General features: G+C 40.9%; 25 protein-coding genes. 24 read left to right on the top strand and 1 reads right to left on the bottom strand.

Features of this window, described 5'->3' with window-relative positions; all coding sequences use genetic code 11:
- The 7 genes from EE116_RS06845 to EE116_RS06815 are packed head-to-tail and all read left to right on the top strand — an operon-like array spanning window position 1 to window position 2,481.
- On the top strand, window positions 1-288 hold the full coding sequence (locus tag EE116_RS06845) for a hypothetical protein (RefSeq protein WP_004319171.1): 288 nt from the start codon (window positions 1-3) through the stop codon (window positions 286-288).
- Between the two features lie 4 nt (window positions 289-292).
- The gene (locus EE116_RS06840; RefSeq protein ID WP_004319179.1) at window positions 293-532 is read left to right on the top strand and encodes a hypothetical protein; all 240 of its coding nucleotides are present in this window, start codon (window positions 293-295) and stop codon (window positions 530-532) included.
- Window positions 533-574: 42 nt separating this feature from the next.
- The gene (locus EE116_RS06835; protein WP_039888057.1) at window positions 575-994 is read left to right on the top strand and encodes a hypothetical protein; all 420 of its coding nucleotides are present in this window, start codon (window positions 575-577) and stop codon (window positions 992-994) included.
- 17 nt (window positions 995-1,011) lie between these two features.
- Entirely contained in the window at window positions 1,012-1,293 is a 282-nt protein-coding gene (locus tag EE116_RS06830; RefSeq protein WP_004319224.1) for a hypothetical protein, read from the top strand.
- The gene (locus EE116_RS06825) at window positions 1,277-1,555 is read left to right on the top strand and encodes a type II toxin-antitoxin system RelE/ParE family toxin (RefSeq protein WP_004319164.1); all 279 of its coding nucleotides are present in this window, start codon (window positions 1,277-1,279) and stop codon (window positions 1,553-1,555) included. The genes EE116_RS06830 and EE116_RS06825 overlap by 17 nt, the downstream gene beginning before the upstream one ends.
- A 16-nt stretch (window positions 1,556-1,571) precedes the next feature.
- Entirely contained in the window at window positions 1,572-1,925 is a 354-nt protein-coding gene (locus tag EE116_RS06820; RefSeq protein ID WP_004319214.1) for a nucleotidyltransferase family protein, read from the top strand.
- Window positions 1,918-2,481, top strand: coding sequence for a HepT-like ribonuclease domain-containing protein (locus EE116_RS06815; protein WP_004319160.1), 564 nt, complete (start codon window positions 1,918-1,920; stop codon window positions 2,479-2,481). Before EE116_RS06820 ends, EE116_RS06815 begins: the two co-directional genes overlap by 8 nt.
- 174 nt (window positions 2,482-2,655) lie before the next feature.
- Here EE116_RS06815 and EE116_RS06810 read toward each other — a convergent pair whose 3' ends face one another.
- On the bottom strand, window positions 2,656-4,293 hold the full coding sequence (locus tag EE116_RS06810; RefSeq protein WP_004319309.1) for a relaxase/mobilization nuclease domain-containing protein: 1,638 nt from the start codon (window positions 4,291-4,293) through the stop codon (window positions 2,656-2,658).
- 713 nt (window positions 4,294-5,006) lie between these two features.
- On the opposite strand from EE116_RS06810, the gene EE116_RS06805 reads away from it, so the two are divergent.
- The 17 genes from EE116_RS06805 to EE116_RS06730 all read left to right on the top strand — a co-directional run bounded on the left by EE116_RS06805 (window position 5,007) and on the right by EE116_RS06730 (window position 20,108).
- Window positions 5,007-5,321: a hypothetical protein gene (locus tag EE116_RS06805; RefSeq protein WP_004319319.1), complete on the top strand. Its 315-nt coding sequence runs from the start codon at window positions 5,007-5,009 to the stop codon at window positions 5,319-5,321.
- Window positions 5,322-5,334: 13 nt separating this feature from the next.
- Window positions 5,335-5,577 carry a hypothetical protein gene (locus EE116_RS06800; protein ID WP_002952523.1) on the top strand — a complete coding sequence of 81 codons (243 nt, stop codon included), beginning with the start codon at window positions 5,335-5,337 and terminating at the stop codon, window positions 5,575-5,577.
- 9 nt (window positions 5,578-5,586) lie between these two features.
- Window positions 5,587-8,091, top strand: coding sequence for a VirB4 family type IV secretion/conjugal transfer ATPase (locus tag EE116_RS06795; RefSeq protein WP_004319183.1), 2,505 nt, complete (start codon window positions 5,587-5,589; stop codon window positions 8,089-8,091).
- Window positions 8,092-8,093: 2 nt separating this feature from the next.
- Window positions 8,094-8,222 (top strand): hypothetical protein, encoded by a 129-nt coding sequence (locus tag EE116_RS13055; protein ID WP_004319245.1) that lies wholly within the window; start codon window positions 8,094-8,096, stop codon window positions 8,220-8,222.
- Entirely contained in the window at window positions 8,223-8,873 is a 651-nt protein-coding gene (locus EE116_RS06790; RefSeq protein ID WP_004319155.1) for a VirB8 family type IV secretion system protein, read from the top strand.
- The gene (locus tag EE116_RS06785) at window positions 8,870-10,141 is read left to right on the top strand and encodes a TrbG/VirB9 family P-type conjugative transfer protein (RefSeq protein ID WP_004319292.1); all 1,272 of its coding nucleotides are present in this window, start codon (window positions 8,870-8,872) and stop codon (window positions 10,139-10,141) included. Before EE116_RS06790 ends, EE116_RS06785 begins: the two co-directional genes overlap by 4 nt.
- A gap of 1 nt (window position 10,142) precedes the next feature.
- A complete protein-coding gene (locus tag EE116_RS06780; protein ID WP_004319194.1) occupies window positions 10,143-11,336 on the top strand; it encodes a DNA type IV secretion system protein ComB10 in 1,194 nt (397 codons plus the stop codon).
- A gap of 11 nt (window positions 11,337-11,347) precedes the next feature.
- Entirely contained in the window at window positions 11,348-11,569 is a 222-nt protein-coding gene (locus EE116_RS06775) for a hypothetical protein (protein ID WP_004319287.1), read from the top strand.
- A gap of 1 nt (window position 11,570) precedes the next feature.
- The gene (locus EE116_RS06770) at window positions 11,571-12,518 is read left to right on the top strand and encodes an ATPase, T2SS/T4P/T4SS family (RefSeq protein ID WP_004319283.1); all 948 of its coding nucleotides are present in this window, start codon (window positions 11,571-11,573) and stop codon (window positions 12,516-12,518) included.
- Complete coding sequence (locus EE116_RS06765) at window positions 12,515-12,925, top strand: plasmid mobilization relaxosome protein MobC (RefSeq protein ID WP_004319324.1); 411 nt, start codon at window positions 12,515-12,517, stop codon at window positions 12,923-12,925. Before EE116_RS06770 ends, EE116_RS06765 begins: the two co-directional genes overlap by 4 nt.
- Window positions 12,918-14,852 (top strand): type IV secretory system conjugative DNA transfer family protein, encoded by a 1,935-nt coding sequence (locus EE116_RS06760; protein WP_039888059.1) that lies wholly within the window; start codon window positions 12,918-12,920, stop codon window positions 14,850-14,852. Before EE116_RS06765 ends, EE116_RS06760 begins: the two co-directional genes overlap by 8 nt.
- A gap of 190 nt (window positions 14,853-15,042) precedes the next feature.
- On the top strand, window positions 15,043-15,237 hold the full coding sequence (locus EE116_RS06755) for a hypothetical protein (RefSeq protein ID WP_004319177.1): 195 nt from the start codon (window positions 15,043-15,045) through the stop codon (window positions 15,235-15,237).
- A 40-nt stretch (window positions 15,238-15,277) separates the two neighbouring features.
- Window positions 15,278-16,129, top strand: coding sequence for an ArdC-like ssDNA-binding domain-containing protein (locus EE116_RS06750; RefSeq protein WP_122873774.1), 852 nt, complete (start codon window positions 15,278-15,280; stop codon window positions 16,127-16,129).
- A 55-nt stretch (window positions 16,130-16,184) separates the two neighbouring features.
- Window positions 16,185-16,460, top strand: coding sequence for a hypothetical protein (locus EE116_RS06745; RefSeq protein ID WP_122873773.1), 276 nt, complete (start codon window positions 16,185-16,187; stop codon window positions 16,458-16,460).
- A 1-nt stretch (window position 16,461) separates the two neighbouring features.
- Window positions 16,462-17,673, top strand: a complete 1,212-nt coding sequence (locus tag EE116_RS06740) for a type IV secretion system protein (RefSeq protein WP_122873772.1) — start codon at window positions 16,462-16,464, stop codon at window positions 17,671-17,673.
- Window positions 17,674-17,711: 38 nt separating this feature from the next.
- Entirely contained in the window at window positions 17,712-18,134 is a 423-nt protein-coding gene (gene ssb / locus EE116_RS06735) for a single-stranded DNA-binding protein (RefSeq protein ID WP_004319264.1), read from the top strand.
- Window positions 18,135-18,155: 21 nt separating this feature from the next.
- On the top strand, window positions 18,156-20,108 hold the full coding sequence (locus tag EE116_RS06730; RefSeq protein WP_122873771.1) for a type IA DNA topoisomerase: 1,953 nt from the start codon (window positions 18,156-18,158) through the stop codon (window positions 20,106-20,108).
- Window position 20,109: the final 1 nt, after the last annotated feature.

The raw sequence follows: 20,109 nt of genomic DNA, 5'->3' as shown, positions 1-20,109 counted from the left end.
ATGAAAGAGTTATTTATAAATTTCGGCGAGCTTAAAATGCTAAACGTACTAAGAAGCACGAAAGGATTTAAGCCTTATAGGACTTTAATGGAAAAAGAGACGATAAGCGCACTACTAAATGAGCGCGAAACTTACGGGGTGCTGGGCGTATTTAAGAAAATGGATTGCCTTGTATTAAAGCTTGACAGGCACGAGGGCGAGACTAGAATTATATTGCACCCCAAGCATTTTCAGGAGCTATACCAAGCTCCGCGAGAAACGAAGAAAAGACGAAAAAGGGCGGCATGAGCCAATGAATAAAAACTATAATAAATTTGAAAGAGCACACGATATAATGGTAGAGCTAAGCAGAGCTCCGCTCCCTCTTGAGCCGGCAGAGCTCGGCAATATTAGCGACAGGGAACTCGGATTTTTAAGGAGTAGCATAGAGATGATGGCGGATTACTTAGACTCGCTGGGCTTTGATTTTAGAGGCCACAAAGAGGAAGTCCTAATGCCGATCTACGAAGAGCTCGAGAGGCGGCAAAAGTAAATAGCAAAATATGCTATAATTTATGAAAATAAGGATGGAAAAATGAATAGGATCAAACTATTGACGGCGACCGTTATAGCCGGGCTTATGTTGGCAGGATGCGGCGAGGATGACGGGCTTGTGAAGCTAGAAAATGCAAATCCGGCGATAAAACAAGCAAATTACGATGCAATGGTAAATAAACTAAAAGAGAGGGTTAAAAATGCAGATTTTGAATTTTATCATGCGCAGACCTTATTTAACGGTGAAAATTGGAAAAACTACACATCAGAGCAAGGCTTTGCTAAATTTACAAGATGGAAAGCCCAAAACGATCTTATAACAGACGAGAAGCTCGTAGTAGTCGTAGTGGATAAAAATAATAAAAAGGTAGGCTCTGCATATGAGGTCGAATGTACAAAATGGGGCAAATTTGAATGCGATCCGGAACATATAACGGTTCTTGAAAACGGAAAAAGATGAAATAAAAGGAGCGAGCCATGATATCGGTAACTTTTACGGGCGAAGACACGCCTCAAGCTATTAAAATTTTACAAGACGCGTATGAGGCCTTGCAGAAGATAAACCCCCACTTTACGATGGAGAAAGCGGATGTTGACGAATATGAAGAATACGAGCCAACGGAAGCGGACAAAGCGGACTTGAGAGAAATCCTAGCTCAAAGAGAGCGCGGAGAGCTGAAATATATAAGCCATGATGAATTTAAGCGACACAAGAAAGAATTGTTTTCAAGATTAGGCGCAAATGCAAATCATATATAATGATAAATTTAACCGAAGAACCGATGAAATAATCAGCTTTATATGGCAAGATAGTCCGGCAAGAGCTTTAAAGTTTTACGATGATTTACTAGAAACCATAGAAAGAGTCGCATATATGCCGCGCAAGCACCGCAAAAGCACAACAGCAAACGACGAGCGAATCCGGGATCTGATTTTTAAAAAATATGTTATCCCGTTTTTGATAGATGAAGAAAACGATACGATAGAAATTTTATCGATTTACGGCAGAAATCTGCCCTGAATCACAAGGATGAAGGATGAAAGCATCCAAGCCTTCTTTAACGAAAACATCGCCTTTAACCAAAGAAGCCATACTGGCGTATCTATCCGAGCTCAAGCCGGGTCTTGAAAAAGACGGCATCCAAAAGATAGGACTTTTCGGAAGTTACGCCAAAGGCTACGCGGGCGAAGACTCGGACATCGACATAGTTGTTCTGGCCGATAAAAAAGACTTTCTAGACAGGCTACACGCATTTAAAGCGCTTGCATATTTAAATAATTTAAAAGAGCAGATCGCGGGCAAATTTCATAAATCGGTAGATATTTGCGATTTTTATTCCGAGCAAAAAATGCAAGACGACAAGATAGTAAAGGGAGCGATTTATGTCTGACAAAAAAATTATATATCGCCTAGAGCTAGCAGTAGAAAAAATAGACCAAGTATTTGAAGTTTGCAAGCCCAAGGGCGTTACGGCAGCGCTAGAAGACGAGCTGCTTACAAAGCCGGCGATAATGAAACACATCGACGTCGTATATCAGCAATTCAAGAAGCTTGAAGAGGCGCAGGAATACCACGTCTTAGATAAATTTAAAAAAGAAGACCTAAAAGGGATAAGAGATATTAGAAATTGGTCTTCTCACGATTACGACAATATACAAAACGAAATCATAGAAGACGTGATCCGCACGGATCTACCTAGTCTCAAGGAAAATTTACAAAAAGTCATAAAAGAAACGAAGCAAGAGTTGTGCGAAGATTTACAAAAAAAGATTGATCGCTTCGTTAAGAAGCAGGATATTTTAACCCCGCAAGCCAAAAGCGATCTTAGGATGGATATCCAAAAAAGCTACGACGACCTACGAAAGAATGGACTTGAGCTTGACAAATCATACGCAGACAAGCTAAAAGGTATCGTTAAAAGCAACTCAAACGAGAACGTAAAATAATTTACGTTCGAATTTTAAAAGGGAGATAAAATAAATCTCTTTCCCTTTTTCTAAATTTTAAACTTTTTATACCCCTTTTTACATAAATTTAAAAAATTTGATATTTTTGATTTTGCTATATTTTAATAAAATATAATTTTACTTTTAAATATTTTATTATTTCTTAAATATAATTTACTCTCGACCGCCAAGTTCATTATTAAATTTATTTTGCTCCGCCGAGCGAGAACCCTGAGTTTTAGTCTTGCCTGATCGTTCAGCCAAGACGTCCTTATAAAACCTCTTTTCATTTTTGATTTTTACGAGCCGATCATCAGGCTTAACGCCCAGCACCGATACGCCTTTAAAGTACTCCTTAAACAAAAAGCCGTCCTTATCGATTTTATCGCTATTTAAAAGCTTTTTGCGCACAAATTCGAAGCGTTTTTGACAAATATCGGCGATAAATTCCTTATTGCTTTTTAGCCTTTTCTCAAAGGCGCTAGCTTCTTCGCCGATTACGCCAGAATGCTGCAAGACGTAAAGGTTTTTATCTAAAATTTCAAGCTTTGCGCTTAGCTTAAAAAGACTTTCGTTGCGGCCGAGCATTCGAGTAACTAGCAGGCTATCCTCGAAATATTTCCTAGCCGCGTCGTCCTCGCGGCCGCGATGAATAGCGATAGCGCGGCGCACTTTTTTATAGTTTTGCCAGTCGGCCTTGCTCGCGCCCCTATTTTTCGGATAAATTTTATTATAGTTGTAGCTAAAATTTTCAAGCAAGCTTAGCCCCGCGGAGCGGTCTTTATAGTGCGCCAGCCGCATCTCGTTAAGCTGCGTAGCTTGACTGGAAATTTTATTTATTTTGTCGATTTCGGATAGCACGGCCTTGCTCTTTTCTTTGATGACGCGATTACTTTCTTTTAGCTCCTTTGCCAGCTTATACGCCCGTTTATTTCGCTTTTTGGTATAAAGCAAAAAGAGCCGCAAAAGCTCCTCGTTATCCTTTTTAAGAGCGGCAAGCTCGTTATTCATAGCCTCGATGCGCCCCGCCGTAGCGTCGTAGCTTTGCTTATTTTTATCCTGCATTTTTGAGTAGTAGTCGTTTATTTTATCCTTTGCCGTATAGTCGTCCGTTTCAAGCTTTACGGCAGATTTTACTTTGTTAAATTCGAGCTTTAAATCCTTTTGCAAGAAATTTTTATTCTCGTATTTTAACCCGCGAGCTCCGAGAGAGTAGGCGAAATTCGTGCGCACGTCGTCGAAAAACTCTCTGATTTCGCTTCTGCTATCAAAGTGGATTTTTTTATCGGTAAAGCTGTTTCGTTTATTCAAGACCACGTGCACGTGCGGATTGTTTTGATGAGTGTGTAGCACGAAAGCATACTTGTGTCCGCTAAAATTTAACCCTAGCACGTTATGCACGCTTTCTTTTAAAGCCCGCAATTTTCTCTGATCGTCGCAAGGCTCGTTGATAGAAAAAATCAGATGCCACGCATCCTTCGAGTTTGGATTATCGCCGAAGTCCTTGCGCCAATCTTTTAAAATTTCATCGCTGCCTACTCTCTCCCCTTTTTCATTGATAGCCGAGCCGTCGAGAGAGTTTTTAAGAGCGTAGTCGATGCAGCGCTTGATGGAAGTTTTAGGCAAATTTGAAATCATCTTTACGACTGATTGTTTGGCAAAGTTATTTTTAGGAAAAGGAATATGCGAGCGAGAAAAACCCGCGCCACTTCCAAAGGAAACATATTTATGCTCTGATTTTGCCGTGCGGGTATAGCCTGCCCTGATACTTTTTAGCTCTTCAAAAAACGCATCCCAATCACGTCTCGTCAAATTTTTTCCCTTTTAAATTTAAAAAAGCTTTCATAGCTTTTAAAGATATTTGCAAAAGATGTTAGTGTAAGTAGCTTTAAGAAAAGATAATGCGAGAAAATAGGCAGGATAACCCCCTTTGTATATCACTTTTTTAAGTTTAGCCCATTTTATAGCGATAAAACGCCTAAAAATGGGGAAACTAAACTTAAAAAGCTGTGATTTTCGGTAATTTTACAATTACCGAAAATAAAATAAAACGCAGAGCATTTTATTTTTGAAAGAAATCGAGTAGGTTTTAAAAGGGAAAGCGATGAAAAATCTCAAAAATGTTTAAAAAGTCAAAATCATATTTGCAATACACAAAACAGAATAAGAAAAATTTATTCGGATAAGCTTATAGACAAAATATAAGAAAAATTTAAAAATATCTAGCAAAAGTATTCAGAGATAAGCAAAATGAAACGGAAAAGAAAATTTTTAAAAGAATTTGTAAAATTTTTTAAAAAGGGCATTTTGTCAAAGCGTAATATTTTAAAAAATAGATACAAACGCCCATACGCCAATCAAGTCAAAAGAACATAAAAGTAAATAAAAACTTTAAAAATTTTTAAGCGCATAATTTTAGCCCCCTTTAAATCGTTATTTACAAAATCACTTTTACAAAATCTCGCTTTTCAAAAAATAGTATAGTGCTAGAAATCAAAAATATTCTAATCAAAAAGGAGCAAACAATGAGAAAAGTCTCAAAAAAGGCGAAAAGTATTTTTTACTTTTTAATGTTCTTGCCGTTTCATTTATTCGGAGCGGGCGGCCAAAACGTTTTAAAAACTTTGGAAACAAAGGCAAACGAACAAATCACGGAAGCCGGCAGTAGTACCGCAAGCGTTATCAATACGGTAATCACCGTATTTGGTATTATTTGGGTCGTAGTATTCTTAACGATAATGTTCGTAAACATCGAGGCTTTAAAAAATAATATAAAATTGCTACTTGGCATCGCGATTATTCTTGGTATTGCATACGGCTTATCTGCCGCAGCAATGTAAAAGGTAAAAGCGAATGATAGTGACCGACTGCTATATGGACTTAACCAAAAGAACGAAAATCATAGGTCTAACGACCACGAGTCTATTCACGATTATAATCGCTGGATTTATTTCGTGGTTTATCTTGATTTTATATTCGCTAGCAGTCGTTGCTATTTTATACTGCTTCTTCTTCATTTTAGAATTTTTCGATGAAGATATATATGACATCATCGGTTCTAAAATGAAAATATCGCAAAATAAATTTTATGCATAGGTTATAAAAATGGCTCGCGGAATAATAGGCGTAATCAAAGAGTGGAATCAAAACAAAAAGAAAGAAAAACTAAAAAAAGAGCTTGGCATTGACGTAAGCCAAGAAAAACCAAACGTTAAAAATAAAACGGAAAACGACGTTTTATCAAGAATCAACAAAATCAATAAAAAAGCGGATGAAATTTTAATGATAGCAGAACCGCAAATTTATACGCTGGCAAAAGAAAACAATATCGCCTGCAAATACGGCGAGAATATAATAATCACCAAAGACGGCAACGCAAGTATAGCGGTAGAGTTAAAAGGGGTAAGCTACGCCGGAATCAGCTTAGACGACGAGACGGACTACCTTTTAAACCGCGTTATGTTTTTTACGACGTTAAAAGACGACGTAGAGATAAATTTAATCATCAAAAAAATAAAGCAAGACGACAAAGAATATACGGACAAAAATATAAATCCGTATGCAAACGAGATCATAAAGAAATGGGAGACCAATCAAGATATATACGCCATAAGATATTTTTTGATCATATCCACGATGACGAAAAACATCACAGGACTACTGGAGAGCTTTAAAACCAAAATGACTAGCGAAGAGGGCGACGAGAGTAACGAAAGCGCAAAATTAAAGCAAAAAATCGAGCTTTTAAACGATACGTTCTCAAATATCAAAAACTACTTCTCGATTTATCAGCCAAGACAGCTAAGCGGCGATGAGATCATAAATTTTTACGCTACGTATTCAAACGCAAAAGAGACGAATCTCGCATATACCAACGAGCTGATTACCGATAGCTATATAAGCTCATACGTAGAATTTAAAAAAGACTACATAGAGTTTTACCGCAATGACGGTACGACCAAATATGCTAGGTTCATAAGCGTAAAAGCATACGAAACAGAGCAGATCAAGTCGATCATCACCTCAAATTTAATCAAAAGCAATAACGAATTTATGGCTATGATTTATCTAAAAGCCTACGAAAAACGCAAGGCGATCAAGAAGATAAAAGACACTAAAGCGTTTGCCGTAGAGCTAGTCCGCCAAGAGCTAGATCAGTTAATGGAGCTGATCCAAGCCGACAGGGAAAATTTAGTGGAGACGAGCTTTTCGGTATATTGCCTAGCCGATAGCCTCAAAGAGCTGGAAAACCGCTCGAACGAGCTAAAAAATATCCTAGAGAATCAAGGACTAAACGTCGTGCGGGAGACGCTAAATCAAAAAGCTCTTTATTTCAGTTTCTTCCCTAGTCGCGGAAATTTAAATGCTAGAAAGAAGACGCTAAACATCAGCAACCTAGCCACGATCGCAAATTTTGAAAACGAGGTAACCGGTTTTAACCAAAACGACTGGGGCGGCGAAGCGATAACGACGTTTAAGCACTTAAACGGCACGCCTTTTTTATTTAACTTCCACTGGCAGCCGGACGGCGATCGCCCCGCCGGTCACACGATGATAGTAGGCGGAACGGGAAGCGGAAAGACGACGCTAGCGCAATTTTTAATGACAAATTTATTTAAATACCCCATAGATATATTTGCAATGGATAAGCTGCGCGGTATGTATAACTTCACGAACTACGTAGACGGCGAATACCACGATAGCGAGAGCGACGGCTTTAAATTAAATCCGTTCAGTCTGGCTGACACAAACGAAAATAGAGACTTTTTAAAATCATGGCTGCGCTTTATGGCCGAAGTTAAAAACGACGAGCATGAAGCCATAAACGATATTAACAACACGATAGATCGTATATACGACATGAAGCAAGATGGTCAAACGCTAACGCTAAGCGACTTTATCATATCGCTTCCAAGCGACAATAACGAAAAATCAAGGTTAAAAATCAGATTTGACAATTACAAAGGCTCAATATTCGATAACAAAGAAGACGCCTTAAATTTTACCAAACAGCTATCGGTGCTAAATATGGACGGCATACTGCAAAACAAAAAAACCGCCGGGCTTACGGCTATATATATTTTTCATAAGCTAAAAAATAAAGCCAAAAATAGCGCAGATAAGCGCGGCTTCTTTTGTTTCATAGACGAATTAAAGGATTATTTGCAGGACGAGACGATGCAGGAAAAAATCCTTGAAGCGATTTTGGAGTGGCGCAAGATAGGCGGAGTAGCTTGCATGGGATTTCAAAGCATGAGCCTATTTAATAACATCGAGCGCGGCTCGTCGTTTTTGGACAATATGGCAAATTTTATCATATTTCCGACCAATAGCGAAGAGACGCTGGCGGAGCTAAACGCGATGATAGGATTAACGCCGACAGAGGCTAAATTTTTAAAAGAGACCAATTCGAACGCGAGGCAAATACTGCTAAATATGAAGTTAAGAAACGAGAGTGCAAAGCTGGATATAGATTTATCGAGGCTTGGAAGCTACTTGCGAGTATTCTCGTCGAGCTCTGACAACGTAATGCTTTTAAAGCAGCTTAAAAACGATAGCCCGATCCACTGGCGAAAACATTACATAGAATTTAAAGGGAAGAGGAGTTAAGGATGAAAAAGATAGCAATCATCATGGCGGTGGCGATACTAGCCGCATTTTTAAGCGGATGCGCGGATAAGCCGAGCAAAATAGAAAGAATAAGCCCCTGCGCTTGTTACGATTTTATAAAGGTGGGCTAAATGGCGTTTGAAGAGAGAAAGATCGACCCGAATTTTATTTTCAGAGCCGAAAGAAGCATCAAAGCGTATATGTTTTATACGATCATAGCCCTTGCGGTCGTAAGCGTAAGCCTAGCAGTAGCAATAGCGCTTTTAACGCCGTTAAAGGAAACAAAGCCCGTTTTACTTAAATTTTCAGACGGTGACTCCCGCTTCGTGACCATAGACGATACGAGCCTAAACGTCCGCAGTAACGAAGAGCTGCTAAAAAGCATTTTAGCCGGATACGTTAAAAACAGAGAGATGATAAACCGCATAGACGACGCCGAGCGATACAACGAGATACGCACGCAAAGCAGCAGGCAGGTATGGGAAGCGTTTCAAAGTTTAGTAAGCGATCCAAACTCGATCTATACGACCAAAAACTATTTCCGCAACATTCAAATTTTAAACGTAGCCGTTTTAAGCCAAAACGTAGCGACGGTCGACTTCCAAGCCGAGATCACGAATCCTACGCGCACCGAAGTAAGCTATAAAAAATATAGAAGCGCGATAGAGTACGACTTTCGCAACCAAAGCGGCACGTACGCCGATACGATGAAAAATCCTACCGGCTTTATCGTAAGTAAATATCAAATAACGCAAATTTTGGACGAGAAAGGCTCAAAATGAGAAATTTAATAAAACTTTCTATCGTCTCGGCGCTAGCTTTAAATTTAAGCGCGGCCGAGCCGCAAGAGGGGCTGAGCGAAGAGCAAATGAATCAAATCCGCGCTATTATGCGCCAAACGCAAGAGCTGGTAAACGAGCAGCAGCAAAACGGCTCGATGGGTGAAGATATATTTAACGATAAAAACAAAGACGTAAACAACAATATACAATCAAATTTTAAAATAAATCCGCTTGGTCTATATAAGCAAAGGCGGCAGCCTCAAGGGGTAAAATTTAACGATCCTAACGGCGGACAAATTCCTGAACAAGACGTAATAGACTTCGGCAGTGCGCCCGATGCCTCGGACAGGCAGATGGGCAAGGACGAGCTAGAGCTCATGAAAAACGCCATCCGCAATCAAGATTTAAAAGCATTGCAGCAAAAATTTCACTCAAAGAAATACAGCGGATACGAAAATACGCAAGTGGTCAAATATCAGCCCGATAAAACTATCAAAATTCGCACGCGCCATGCGATGGCCACTACGCTGATATTTGATAGCGAGATAGATAATTTCGTGCTAGGCGACCAAACCGGCTTTAAAATAGAGCAAATCCCAAGCCAGCCTAACGCCATCGCGATAATCCCGCAATTAATAGGTATCGATACAAGCCTAACGATTTTTACGAGCGACGGAAAAATCCACACTTTTTATATTTTTTCGACGGATTATAAAAATTCAAACGATCCAAGCTTCATAGTCCGCATAAAAGACAGCGAAACGCAAAAAGCCAATCTCGCTAAGCTCGAAACCGATAGCAAGGAGTATTTAACCATAAAAGACGGCATAGCCGAGCTGAAAGTCAAAAAAAGCGATATTTATAGCGGATATACGCAAAAAGCCAAAAAAGAAAACGAATGGCTGCTATCGGCTGAAATTTTTAGCGATAAGAAATTTACGTATTTTAAGTACTCCAAAGACGAAATGCCGCAAATCCCTACCATTTACGCAGTCATCGATAAGCAAGATAGCCCGGTAGAAACGAGGGTAATAGGCGATTACATAATCGCAGAGACTATAAATCCGAAATTTACGATTAAAAGCGGCGATAGCTACGTATGCGTAGATCGCAAAGAAACACAGGCCGAAAAACTAAGAAAAGAGATAAGAAAGAATTTAAACACCGATGAAGAAGCCGTAAAACAAAGACAAAAAGAGCATAGCAAAACAATAACGAAAAACCAAGAAAAATATAACGAATCCGTAAAGAAAGCAAGGGGATTTTAAAATGAAAAAGGGGAAGAAAACGCTACTTTTAAGCCTTGCGACGCTTAGTATAATTTCCTCTCCCCTTTTGGCGGAGGAAATTTTTAACGAGGCGGCCGGGCAAGAGCAGCAAGACGAGCAAATAAGAAATTTACAAAACCAAAAGGATCTGAATCATCTTTTTGAAAATTCAAAATTCCCGGTCGACGACTATATCTATAAAGCCGGGAAGAAAGCGCCGAGCGAAGACGGGCAAAATTTAGGCGAAATTTTAAAAAAATTAGAAGAGCTCGAAGCCAAAAAGCAATCCGGGCAGATCGCGCCAGGAGCGCCGGCCGCTACGCCCGAAGATATGACGAAAGAGCAAGAGCAGATGGCGCAGCGCGCTAGAGATAAGCAAGAAGAGCTAAAAGCTAAGCAAGAGAGCCTAAAACAAGAAATAAGAAGAGACAACCAAGCCGCCTATGAAAACAAAATGCGCGAGCTAATCAGAGCTCAAATTTTAGCTAATCGCAACAATGAAATAAAAAACGTAAATCAGAACTCATCAAAATACGGCGCCGACGGCTTTTCAAATCAAAAGAGTATAGACATTAGCACGAACGAGCATAGACTATACCGCACCATCAGAGCCGGACGGCTGATCCCGGCAATTCTAACGAGCGCGATAAGCTCGGATTTAAGCGGAATAGTAACGGCTCAAATAGAGCAAGACATATATGCCGCGATGGGGCGAGCGGTGCTGATCCCTCGCGGAAGTAAAGTGATAGGCTTTTATACCAACGATACCAAAATCGGGCACGAAAGGCTGGAAATCAGGTGGCGGGAGATAATCACGCCGCAAGGAATAAATATAATATTGACCGATGCAATGGCCGCCGATAATATGGGAATGAACGGAGTCGTAGGAGCGATAAATAATAAATATTGGGAACGCTACGGCATAGCCTACTCAATTTCAACGATTACAAATGCTTTACTTTTGGGTATAGCCTCAAAAATGGGCAATTCAAACAACTCTTACGCCACCGAAATTTACTCAAATGCTAGAAGCGACATAAGTAGCGTGGTGCAAGACATAATCCAGCAGCAAAGCCAAATCAAGCCGACCATAGAAATCAAAAGCGGAAGCCGTATATTTTTAGTGCCTACAAATCATATGTGGTTTGCAAAACCGAAAAACGGCGAAGTGATGATGCAATATTTTAACGATTAAAGGGAAAGCCGATGCAATACGAGCAAATCAAAAGCCAAGTTAAGACCGAGCTACAAAATAAAAAAGCAAACGATAGACTACTAAAACGCATAGCAAATCAGCTAAAAATTACCGAAAAGGCTGAGGCAAACGCTGCAAAAGAAAGGCAGAAGCTAGAAAAGCTAGTGCAAGAAAAGAACGATTTAGCGGGTGCAAATGGCGCGAGCACAACGGAAGCAAGCCAAGAAGAGTAAAATGAGCGAAAGCATAATTTTAAATAACATTTTAGGCGTTTTAAAGCCGTATTTGACGCTGCGGGCAAACGAACTAATATTTAATCGGCCATGCGAAATAAACATAGACTACGGCGACCACTGGGAAATAGTGCAAGACCCAAAGCTAGATATAAAATTTCTAAATAATTTTTTGATCGAGCTAGCCACTAGGAGAAATCAGCGCTTCGACGAAACGCATTGCCACCTCTCATGCGAGTTGCCCGATCCGTTTTTACGTTACCGCATCCAAGCGCAGCACAAATCAAGTCTGTTTAATAGCGATATCGCAATCTGCATAAGAATACCCAGCAAAGAGGCCTTTAAATTAGAAAGCTTCATCCTAAGCCAAAACGTGATAAACGAGGGCTGGACTTACGAAAAAATCAAAGAGTTGATCCGGGATAAGAAAAACGTACTTTTAAGCGGCGGAACTGGAAGCGGGAAGACCAGCTTTTTAAACTCGCTAATGGGCGAAATAGACCCGGGCGAGCGAGTAGTCACCATAGAGGACAGCCAAGAGCTAAGGGTGGAAAACGTTAATAAAACGCAGCTGGCCGTACCGAAAATCGCTACCGAAATTTACAGCTATCAGGTAGCGATCGACAATGCGATGCGTTTGCGACCAGATAGGCTATTTTTAGGCGAGATAGACATCCGTAATACCTTTTCATTTTTAAGAGTAAACAACACCGGGCATGCCGGAAATTTAAGCACCTTGCACGCAAATAATCCCAAAGACGCCATAAAGGCCATTAAAACCAATATTATTTTAGGAGGCGGCCTATCAAGCGTGGACGATCGCATGCTAGATAGCCTTATTGTTACGGCGATCGATTACATCATCCAAATAGCTAGAGTAAAAAATCAAAGAGTGATAACGGATATTTTAAATTTAAAAGAACTAGACATTGCAAAGATCGTAGCATGAGAAAAGTAGCCGCGCATTTTATATATTTTACCGAAGCCGACGCAAGGGTGCTGAAACGCCTATCTCAAAGACGCAATGAAAGCAAATCAGCAGTAATTCGAAAGCTGGTACATGTAGAAAAATACGCTGACGTGCTAGAACGGATAGAAACGAATAACGAAATAATAAGCGAATTCTTACGAGAATTCGGTCGCTTGGGAGTAAATTTAAATCAAATCGCCTATCATCTAAATGCAAACATTACTGGTCCCGAAGAAGCCAAAAACGACCTAGAAAAAAATATGCGGGGTTTCGCAATAGCCATAAAAGAATTAAGCGCAAAAATGGAAGATTTAAAAATTAAAATAGATGTCAAACACACTAAAACGCCGAGCGGCGAGGAAGAAAAAGGGGATGAAAATGGATAGTTCAAAAGAATTTACCGCTAAAAGATGGGCTTGGGCTTTCTTCGTTTCGCTTATAATGGGCGTAGTGCTATATTTGGCGGTAGTCAAGGTTATTTTTAATCCGGATTTGATAAACGTGCCGGCGGTAGCGTATAAAATTTTAATAAATATAGGCGCGCCGACGCTAAAATTAAAGGCTTACGTCGCATTATTTACGCTGATCGCCCCGTTTTTGGTAGTCTTTACGTGGTGGCTATTGCCGTATTTTAGAGACGGCGAAGATTACGGCTCGGCAAGGTTTGCGACACCTGAAGATTTCCCTAAAATGAATATAAACTATAAAAACGGTTTGGTGTTAGGATGCCACAATATAGATAGTGATAATCCGCAGTTTTTAAGGGCTACGCAGCCGCTCTCAACGCTAGTGGTAGCGCCTCCCGGAAGCGGTAAAACGGCGGGCATGATTATCCCAAATTTATTAAGCGTGCTTAATTCTTGCGTAACGCTGGATATCAAAGGCGAACTATACAAAAAAACGGCCGGGTATAGGCAAAAATACTTCAATAACGAAATTCAGCTATTTTCCCCTTTTAGCTGGGATAATACGCTATTTTTTAACCCGTTCGATCGCTCGATCGTTAAAGACATGGAGTATATACATATCAAAAAATTGGCCGAGCAGATAGCTTCTACCATTTTCGTAGGCGAAAAAGGTAACGAAAACGATCACTGGATAGTATCGGCAAGAACGATGTTCGTATTTTTTGCCGAATACTTTATGCAAAGAGATAGACACGCGACGCTAGCGCAGCTGGCTCAAGCCCCAAAAGCCGATTATTTTGAGTATTTGGACGAAAAATTCGGCGAAGAGGCGATGAAAGAGATAGACGAGGACGATCCAGATAAAGAAAGGGAGAGAGATTACGACGTAGATACTTTTAAAATTTGGCTAAAACAGACGAGTTTTGACGAAAGTATAGACGAAAGCACGAGAAACCAGGCGAGAGCATACGCAAGAGCCGCGGACAACGAATTTGCAAGTATAAAATCGACCTACGATACGTTTATGAAAGTATTTAGCAACCCGCAAGTAGCTAGCGCGACAAGCAAGATGAGCTTTACATTCGAGGATTTAAGAGCGAAAAGAATATCGATGTACGTAGTCGTTCAGACCGAAGACATCGATATTCTAGCTCCTTTAATCCGTATATTTATAGAAACGCTATTTAAAAAATTAATGAGCGGTCAAGAGTGCAGCGATCCCGAGCGATTTATATACTTTTTCGGGGATGAGTTCGTCCGCTTCGGCAAGATGCCGTTTTTATTAGAAGCCCCTGCGCTTTGTAGAAGCTACGGGCTTTTACCGGTATTCGTTACGCAAAGCTACGAGCAGATCAAAAAATACTACGGCGAAGACGATATGAATATCGTAAAAAATAACAGCGGATATCACGTAATTTTTAATATGAATAGCGACAAAGACGCAGAGGATACGAGCAAGTTAATAGGCGACTACACCAATATTAAAATCAGCAAATCGCAAGGCAATATGGAGCTGTTTAAAAGCAATATCTCAAAGAGTAAAGAAGCCAAAAAACTAGTAACCGCTCAAGATTTGAAAAACCAAGACAGCAGCGATATTTTAATTCTCGTTAAAGGCTTTTACAAGATGCCTATCAAAGCAAAAGTGCCTTATTGGTTCAAGATGGCGCAGTGGAAAGGGGCGGACAAGCTAGAAGTTGAGGCAAAAGCCGAGCCAAACGAGGCGACCGCGCCGCAAGACGTTCATGTCGCCAAAAAAGGGAGCGGAAAAGAGGCGGAGGGTGAAGCGAAAACGGCAGAAAATAACGCAAATTTAAACCAGAGCGGAATTAATCCTGCGGACGAGAAAAAACAACAAAGAGACGAGCTGCTAAAAGCTCTAAAAATTAAAGTGGATAGGGAGTGAAATTTTATAAATTTTTATAATAAATTTATCAAAAAATTTAAAAATATAATATTTTTATTTTTGCTAAATTTAAATTATATGTAATTTTATTTTTAAATGTTTTATTATTTTTTAAGAGCTTTAATCTAAATTTTTATCGAAGATTTAAATTAGAGCCCAAAGCTCTAAAATCTACCCTAAGGAGTAAGCAATGACCTATGTAGAAAAGCAAGAGCAAGAAAAGGCATACAAAGAGTATGAGAAAAATCTTGCCGAGCGATTTGCGACAAGCGAAGACGGCGAGTTTGAAATAAGCGATGGCGAAAGCAAGGAGTGGGAATATTTAAATAAGTCCCACCAAAGCATGGAAGTCGCCGATCAAGACGAGCCCAATACCGACTCATAGCCCAAAAGCTATGAGTAAACGACAGACGTAAGGATAAAAAATGGCAACAGAACAAGAGAAAAAGGGTTGGGAGCAAATGAGTAATGCCGAGAAAAAAGAAAGCTTTGATAAATACATGAAATATAAGCTCTTTGAAGCCCACAAAACCGCGAAAGCGGACTGGCAAAGGGATATGAGTAAGGAAGAGGTAGACAATACTATGCCTTATAACGCCCTAACCGGCAAAACGTATTCAAGAGAGACCAGCATGCTTTTAAGAGCGGAGATGGCCATAAAAGGCTACGACAAGGCTCAATTCGTAACGATGGAGCAAGGCAACGCTATGGGCGGAGTGCTCAAGCTCAAGCATGACGAGCAAACCGGCGAAATTTTAAAAACCAAAAACGGCCTACAAGCGAGAGTAGACGGCGTTAAAATGCTTTATATCGCAGATCACGAGTTAAGGCCGAAATTGGACAAAGACGGCAAAGAGGTCGTAGCGACGGTAAAAGACAAAGACGGCAACGTTAGGCTCGATGAAAATACCGGTAAGGCGATCACGTACGTAGTCAAGGAAAAAATCCCGATAAAACCGCGATTAGAGACGAAAACGCTCTATCACGTAAGCCAATTCGACGGGCTAAACGAAGAAAAAATCAAGGAGCGGGATCTAACGGCCATCCAAAACTACCGAGAGACGGCCAAGAACCAAGCATACGAAGTCAGGATAGACTACGGCAAGACATTGGGAATTGGCGGAAATTTAGCAAAGCAGCTAGACAACCTAACCATAGCTCAAATCAAAGGCGTGGATTACTACAACCCGGCGCAAAGGCTTGATATGTCCAAAGAAGCCGAGAAAGCCAAAAAGCAGACCAAGCAAAAAGATAAGGGCATGGAGCAAGGCAGATAGGCTAAATCAAACTTAGGGTAGACGGGGCGAAAGCCCCAAATTTAAAGGGATTAAAATGTTATTTGAATTTTTGAATTTTTTAGGAGTCGGCGACGGGACAACCGCCAAAAAGCAACCGATAGGCGCGGATGACGCAAACATAAAAGAGGGGGCGGAAGAGTTTATCATCGAGATGCAAAGCCCGTATTTCCAAGAAGAGATCACGACCGAGACGATAATGAAAGACGGCAAAAAAATAGAAATCAAAAAGATAAAAACCTCAGAGCCGCTAGATAACAATAAGGCATTAATATCGATAAAAACCTATAAAAAAAATATAACGAGGGTGTAAAATGGCACAGCAGCAAGTAGCGAAAACGCTTTTAACGGATAGCAACTGGATAAACAAGACTCAAGCCGTTATGCAAGAAAACGTGATGAGTTTATTTGAAAAATTTTATCAAGGAGCTCACGATTTAGTTTATTCGACCGCCACGACGACGATCGTAATCTTAATAGTCGTATTTTGGCTGTTGGACAAGCTAAAAAACGGCTATCCGACGCGAGAGGAGACGTTTAACGCTATAAAATATATAATCAAGCTTTGCTTCATTTTTGCGGTTCTTAGCTCATTTAGCGCATATACCGGCGCCCTATACGTCCTGACTATACCCGAAAACATGATAACCGCGACGGTAAGCTCTATTTTTCAGAGTCAAGACTTCGGAACGATCGTGACGGAGTCGGCCAATAGAGTGGATAATTTAAGAGCTTTAATGTGGGAATACGGAACAAAGACCTATTTAAAGTCGCAAGAATGGTCTATGCTGGGATTAAGTTTTAATGGTCCGACGGATTACATAATGGCGGGAGTCGTAACGGCGTTTTTAATGATCCCGTTTTGGATATTTTACCTAGTATTTTTTATTCTACTAATCGGCATCACGATCGTTATATTTTTTAGCAAATTCGTGGCGTTTTTGATATTAAGCACGCTGCCATTGGTGCTGCCGTTTTTGATCACGCCGCGCTTTTTGCCGTATTTATGGAGCTGGTATAAGCTATACCTATCATACGCTATCATCGCCCCTTTGGCGTTTATCGCTTTAAATTTAGCGATGAATCCGATCACGGAGCTTGAAAAATATCAAAATGTCATAGGCGAATTATTTATAAAGCAGTTTGAATACTTGATAACCGGCGCGATCACTTGCATAACTGCGCTTTTCATAATCAGAAAGATACCGAATTGGATAAACGCAGTGCTAGGAACGCAGATGGAAAGCGGAGCCGGTGGAGTAGTAGCAGGCGCGGTAGCCGGCGGCATAGCCGGAAAGACTTTGCTGGGCGGACTAGCTAGAAAAGCGACCGGGGGCAGCTTTATCGGCGGAGCGCTGCAAAGCTTCGGCAAGGCCACCGGCGGAAACGCAGTAGGGCAAATCACGAAAGCAGGACTAGACGCAAGCGTAAATCTTGGAAAAGATATAGGCAAGGGCACGAAAATGCTAGGAAAAGGCGTATATGACGCCTATAAAGTATTCCGCGGCGGATACGCGGTGCCGTAAGGTTTAAAATTTAGAAAATTCTTTTAAAAGGGGTAAAAATGTTCGCACAAGCTACGATCATAGGAAATTTAACCAAAGACATAGAGCTAAGATACATGGCTAGCGGTACGGCTATAGGCAATACCGCGATAGCCTCGACGCACAAATTTAATGCAGCAAACGGCGAGAAGCGAGAAGAGACATGCTTTATAGACGTAACTTTTATGGGTAAAAGCGCGGAAATAGCCAATCAATACTTGGCTAAGGGCTCAAGGATATTCATCGAGGGGCGGCTGAAATTCGACCGATGGACGGACAATAACGGACAAAACAGAAGCAAGCATAGCGTGATCGTCGATAAAATGATAATGCTTGATACCAAAGATAAGCAAGAAGCCGGGCAAAACGAGCAAGCCTATCCTACGCCACAGATAGAAAACGAGTATGAGGGTAACGCGCAAGATGCGCCATTCGAGCAATAAAATTTAACTAAGGAGTAAAAAATGGGCGATGCCGTAATTATTATCGAAAGCCCGAACAAGTGCGACAAGATAGAGCATATAACGGGCGCAAAGGTTTACGCTACCAAAGGGCATTTTAAAGAGCTAGCAAAGGAGATAGTGGTCGATTATACCGGCTATGAGCCGATATTCGAGATGAAAGAGCAAAGCAAGCACAGGATGAACGAAATTTTTAACAACTGTAAAGGCAAAGACGTCATCATAGCCACCGACCCGGACAGGGAGGGATATGGCATAGGCTACATGGTTTATGAGACGATTAAAAATATCGCAAAGAGCGTAAAGCGCGCCGAGTTTCACGAAATCACGGAAAGCGGCATCAAAAAAGGATTAGATAAAGCCGTGCCGTTTGCAAGCTCAAATTTAAAGGAATTTGATAGCTTTAAGGCGCGAGCGGTAGGCGATAAGCTGGTGGGCTTTATCATGTCGCCTGCTTACATCAACAAGCTCAACGATAAAAATTTATCCGTCGGTAGGGTTCAAACCCCTGCGCTCGCCCTGATCGTAAAAAGAGAGCTTGAAATAAAAGAGTTTTTAGCAAGCCCGGCATCAAAACAGATCGACTACAAAATCAAAGCAAAGCTAAAAACGAGAAGCGGCGTAGATTTTACGGCCGTAAACGATAATATTTTTAGATCAAAGGACGAAGCGAACGCAAAAATCGCCGAACTTGGCGGTAGTATGGCGAAAGTATATCAAATAGATACGAAACAAAGCCAAATAAAGCCGCAAGCTCCATTTAGAACCAGCCAAATGCAAGAAGCGGCGAATAAGAGGCTGGGGTTTAGCTCGGATAAAACCATGAGCCTAGCTCAAAAGCTATTCGAAAAAGGTCTTATAACGTATCATAGAACCGACAGCAACACTATATCGGACGAGTTTATAAACGAAGTAGAAGCTAAATTTAAAGGGGAGGAGTGGTACGAGAAAAAAATATATAAAGCCGGCAGCCAAAGTCAAGCCGAAGCCCACGAAGCGATCCGTATAAGCCACGTGCATGGTTACGGCGAGATAGATGAGATCGCCGGGCGCGAAAGCCTAAGCGACGACGAAAAATCGCTTTATGAGCTCATTTTTCTAAATTCAGTCCTAAGCCAAGCCAAAAATGCCGTAAACGAGAACAAAACATACGACATAGACGTCAAGGCTCTAAGCTTTAAGGCTAAGACCGGCAAATGCATTTATAAAGGCTTTAAGGGGGCTTTGAAAGAGCAAGCTGACGATGAAGACGAACAAGATAAAGACGTAGCCCAAATAGAGCTAAATTTAAATCAAGGCGACGAAGTCGAGGTGCTAGGCTTCGAGCTGCAAGAGGTTAAAAAGCAAGCTCCGCAGCACTACAAGGAAAGCAATTTTATCTCCCTTTTAGAAAAAGAGGGCATCGGTAGGCCAAGCACGTATGCGACGTTTCTACCTACGCTTTTAAAGCGGGAATTCGTAGTTATCGAAACCAAAGGCAAAAATCAAAACATAGTGGCCACCGGTAAAGGGATAAGTTTCATCGAAAGTGTTAAGGCGAATGACGAGTGGATCACGCAAAGCGAATTTACAAAGCAAATGGAAGGCGTGCTAGACGAAATAAGCGACGGCAAAGTAAATTATCTCGATTTTATAAAGCCGCTGCACGAGAAAATGGGCTTTAAAGAGCTAAATAGCGGCGAGACCAAACCTCCGAGCGAGGCTCAGCTAAATTTTGCGAAAAGCATAGCTTCGGATTTAAAAATAGCATTACCGGACGGCATAGAAGCAGACTGGAAAATTTGCTCTGATTTTATAAATAAAAATAAAGATAAAGCCATCCGCACGCCGGGCGACAAACAAATCAAACTAGCGCAAGATCTAGCAAAAGATAAAAAGCTGGAGCTACCCAAAGGGTACGATACCGATCTGAAAATTTGTAAGGCGTTTATAGAAAAGGCATTGAAGAGGAAATAAC

Origin of the sequence: Campylobacter showae, from assembly GCF_900573985.1 — a bacterium.
Classification (GTDB): Bacteria; Campylobacterota; Campylobacteria; order Campylobacterales; family Campylobacteraceae; genus Campylobacter_A; species Campylobacter_A showae_E.
This window is presented reverse-complemented; position numbering and strand designations above follow the sequence as displayed.

Excerpts from the sequence above, each read along its gene's own strand:
- EE116_RS06730 (WP_122873771.1), top strand. The coding sequence starts at position 18,156 with ATGGGCGATGCCGTAATTATTATCGAAAGCCCGAACAAGTGCGACAAG.
- EE116_RS06795 (WP_004319183.1), top strand. The coding sequence starts at position 5,587 with ATGGCTCGCGGAATAATAGGCGTAATCAAAGAGTGGAATCAAAACAAA.
- ssb (WP_004319264.1), top strand. The coding sequence starts at position 17,712 with ATGTTCGCACAAGCTACGATCATAGGAAATTTAACCAAAGACATAGAG.
- EE116_RS06775 (WP_004319287.1), top strand. The coding sequence starts at position 11,348 with ATGCAATACGAGCAAATCAAAAGCCAAGTTAAGACCGAGCTACAAAAT.
- EE116_RS06785 (WP_004319292.1), top strand. The coding sequence starts at position 8,870 with ATGAGAAATTTAATAAAACTTTCTATCGTCTCGGCGCTAGCTTTAAAT.
- EE116_RS06825 (WP_004319164.1), top strand. The coding sequence starts at position 1,277 with ATGCAAATCATATATAATGATAAATTTAACCGAAGAACCGATGAAATA.
- EE116_RS06840 (WP_004319179.1), top strand. The coding sequence starts at position 293 with ATGAATAAAAACTATAATAAATTTGAAAGAGCACACGATATAATGGTA.
- EE116_RS06835 (WP_039888057.1), top strand. The coding sequence starts at position 575 with ATGAATAGGATCAAACTATTGACGGCGACCGTTATAGCCGGGCTTATG.
- EE116_RS06815 (WP_004319160.1), top strand. The coding sequence starts at position 1,918 with ATGTCTGACAAAAAAATTATATATCGCCTAGAGCTAGCAGTAGAAAAA.
- EE116_RS06745 (WP_122873773.1), top strand. The coding sequence starts at position 16,185 with ATGTTATTTGAATTTTTGAATTTTTTAGGAGTCGGCGACGGGACAACC.
- EE116_RS06750 (WP_122873774.1), top strand. The coding sequence starts at position 15,278 with ATGGCAACAGAACAAGAGAAAAAGGGTTGGGAGCAAATGAGTAATGCC.
- EE116_RS06830 (WP_004319224.1), top strand. The coding sequence starts at position 1,012 with ATGATATCGGTAACTTTTACGGGCGAAGACACGCCTCAAGCTATTAAA.
- EE116_RS06755 (WP_004319177.1), top strand. The coding sequence starts at position 15,043 with ATGACCTATGTAGAAAAGCAAGAGCAAGAAAAGGCATACAAAGAGTAT.
- EE116_RS06740 (WP_122873772.1), top strand. The coding sequence starts at position 16,462 with ATGGCACAGCAGCAAGTAGCGAAAACGCTTTTAACGGATAGCAACTGG.
- EE116_RS06800 (WP_002952523.1), top strand. The coding sequence starts at position 5,335 with ATGATAGTGACCGACTGCTATATGGACTTAACCAAAAGAACGAAAATC.
- EE116_RS06770 (WP_004319283.1), top strand. The coding sequence starts at position 11,571 with ATGAGCGAAAGCATAATTTTAAATAACATTTTAGGCGTTTTAAAGCCG.
- EE116_RS06820 (WP_004319214.1), top strand. The coding sequence starts at position 1,572 with ATGAAAGCATCCAAGCCTTCTTTAACGAAAACATCGCCTTTAACCAAA.
- EE116_RS06805 (WP_004319319.1), top strand. The coding sequence starts at position 5,007 with ATGAGAAAAGTCTCAAAAAAGGCGAAAAGTATTTTTTACTTTTTAATG.
- EE116_RS06780 (WP_004319194.1), top strand. The coding sequence starts at position 10,143 with ATGAAAAAGGGGAAGAAAACGCTACTTTTAAGCCTTGCGACGCTTAGT.
- EE116_RS06845 (WP_004319171.1), top strand. The coding sequence starts at position 1 with ATGAAAGAGTTATTTATAAATTTCGGCGAGCTTAAAATGCTAAACGTA.
- EE116_RS06765 (WP_004319324.1), top strand. The coding sequence starts at position 12,515 with ATGAGAAAAGTAGCCGCGCATTTTATATATTTTACCGAAGCCGACGCA.
- EE116_RS06760 (WP_039888059.1), top strand. The coding sequence starts at position 12,918 with ATGGATAGTTCAAAAGAATTTACCGCTAAAAGATGGGCTTGGGCTTTC.
- EE116_RS06790 (WP_004319155.1), top strand. The coding sequence starts at position 8,223 with ATGGCGTTTGAAGAGAGAAAGATCGACCCGAATTTTATTTTCAGAGCC.
- EE116_RS13055 (WP_004319245.1), top strand. The coding sequence starts at position 8,094 with ATGAAAAAGATAGCAATCATCATGGCGGTGGCGATACTAGCCGCATTT.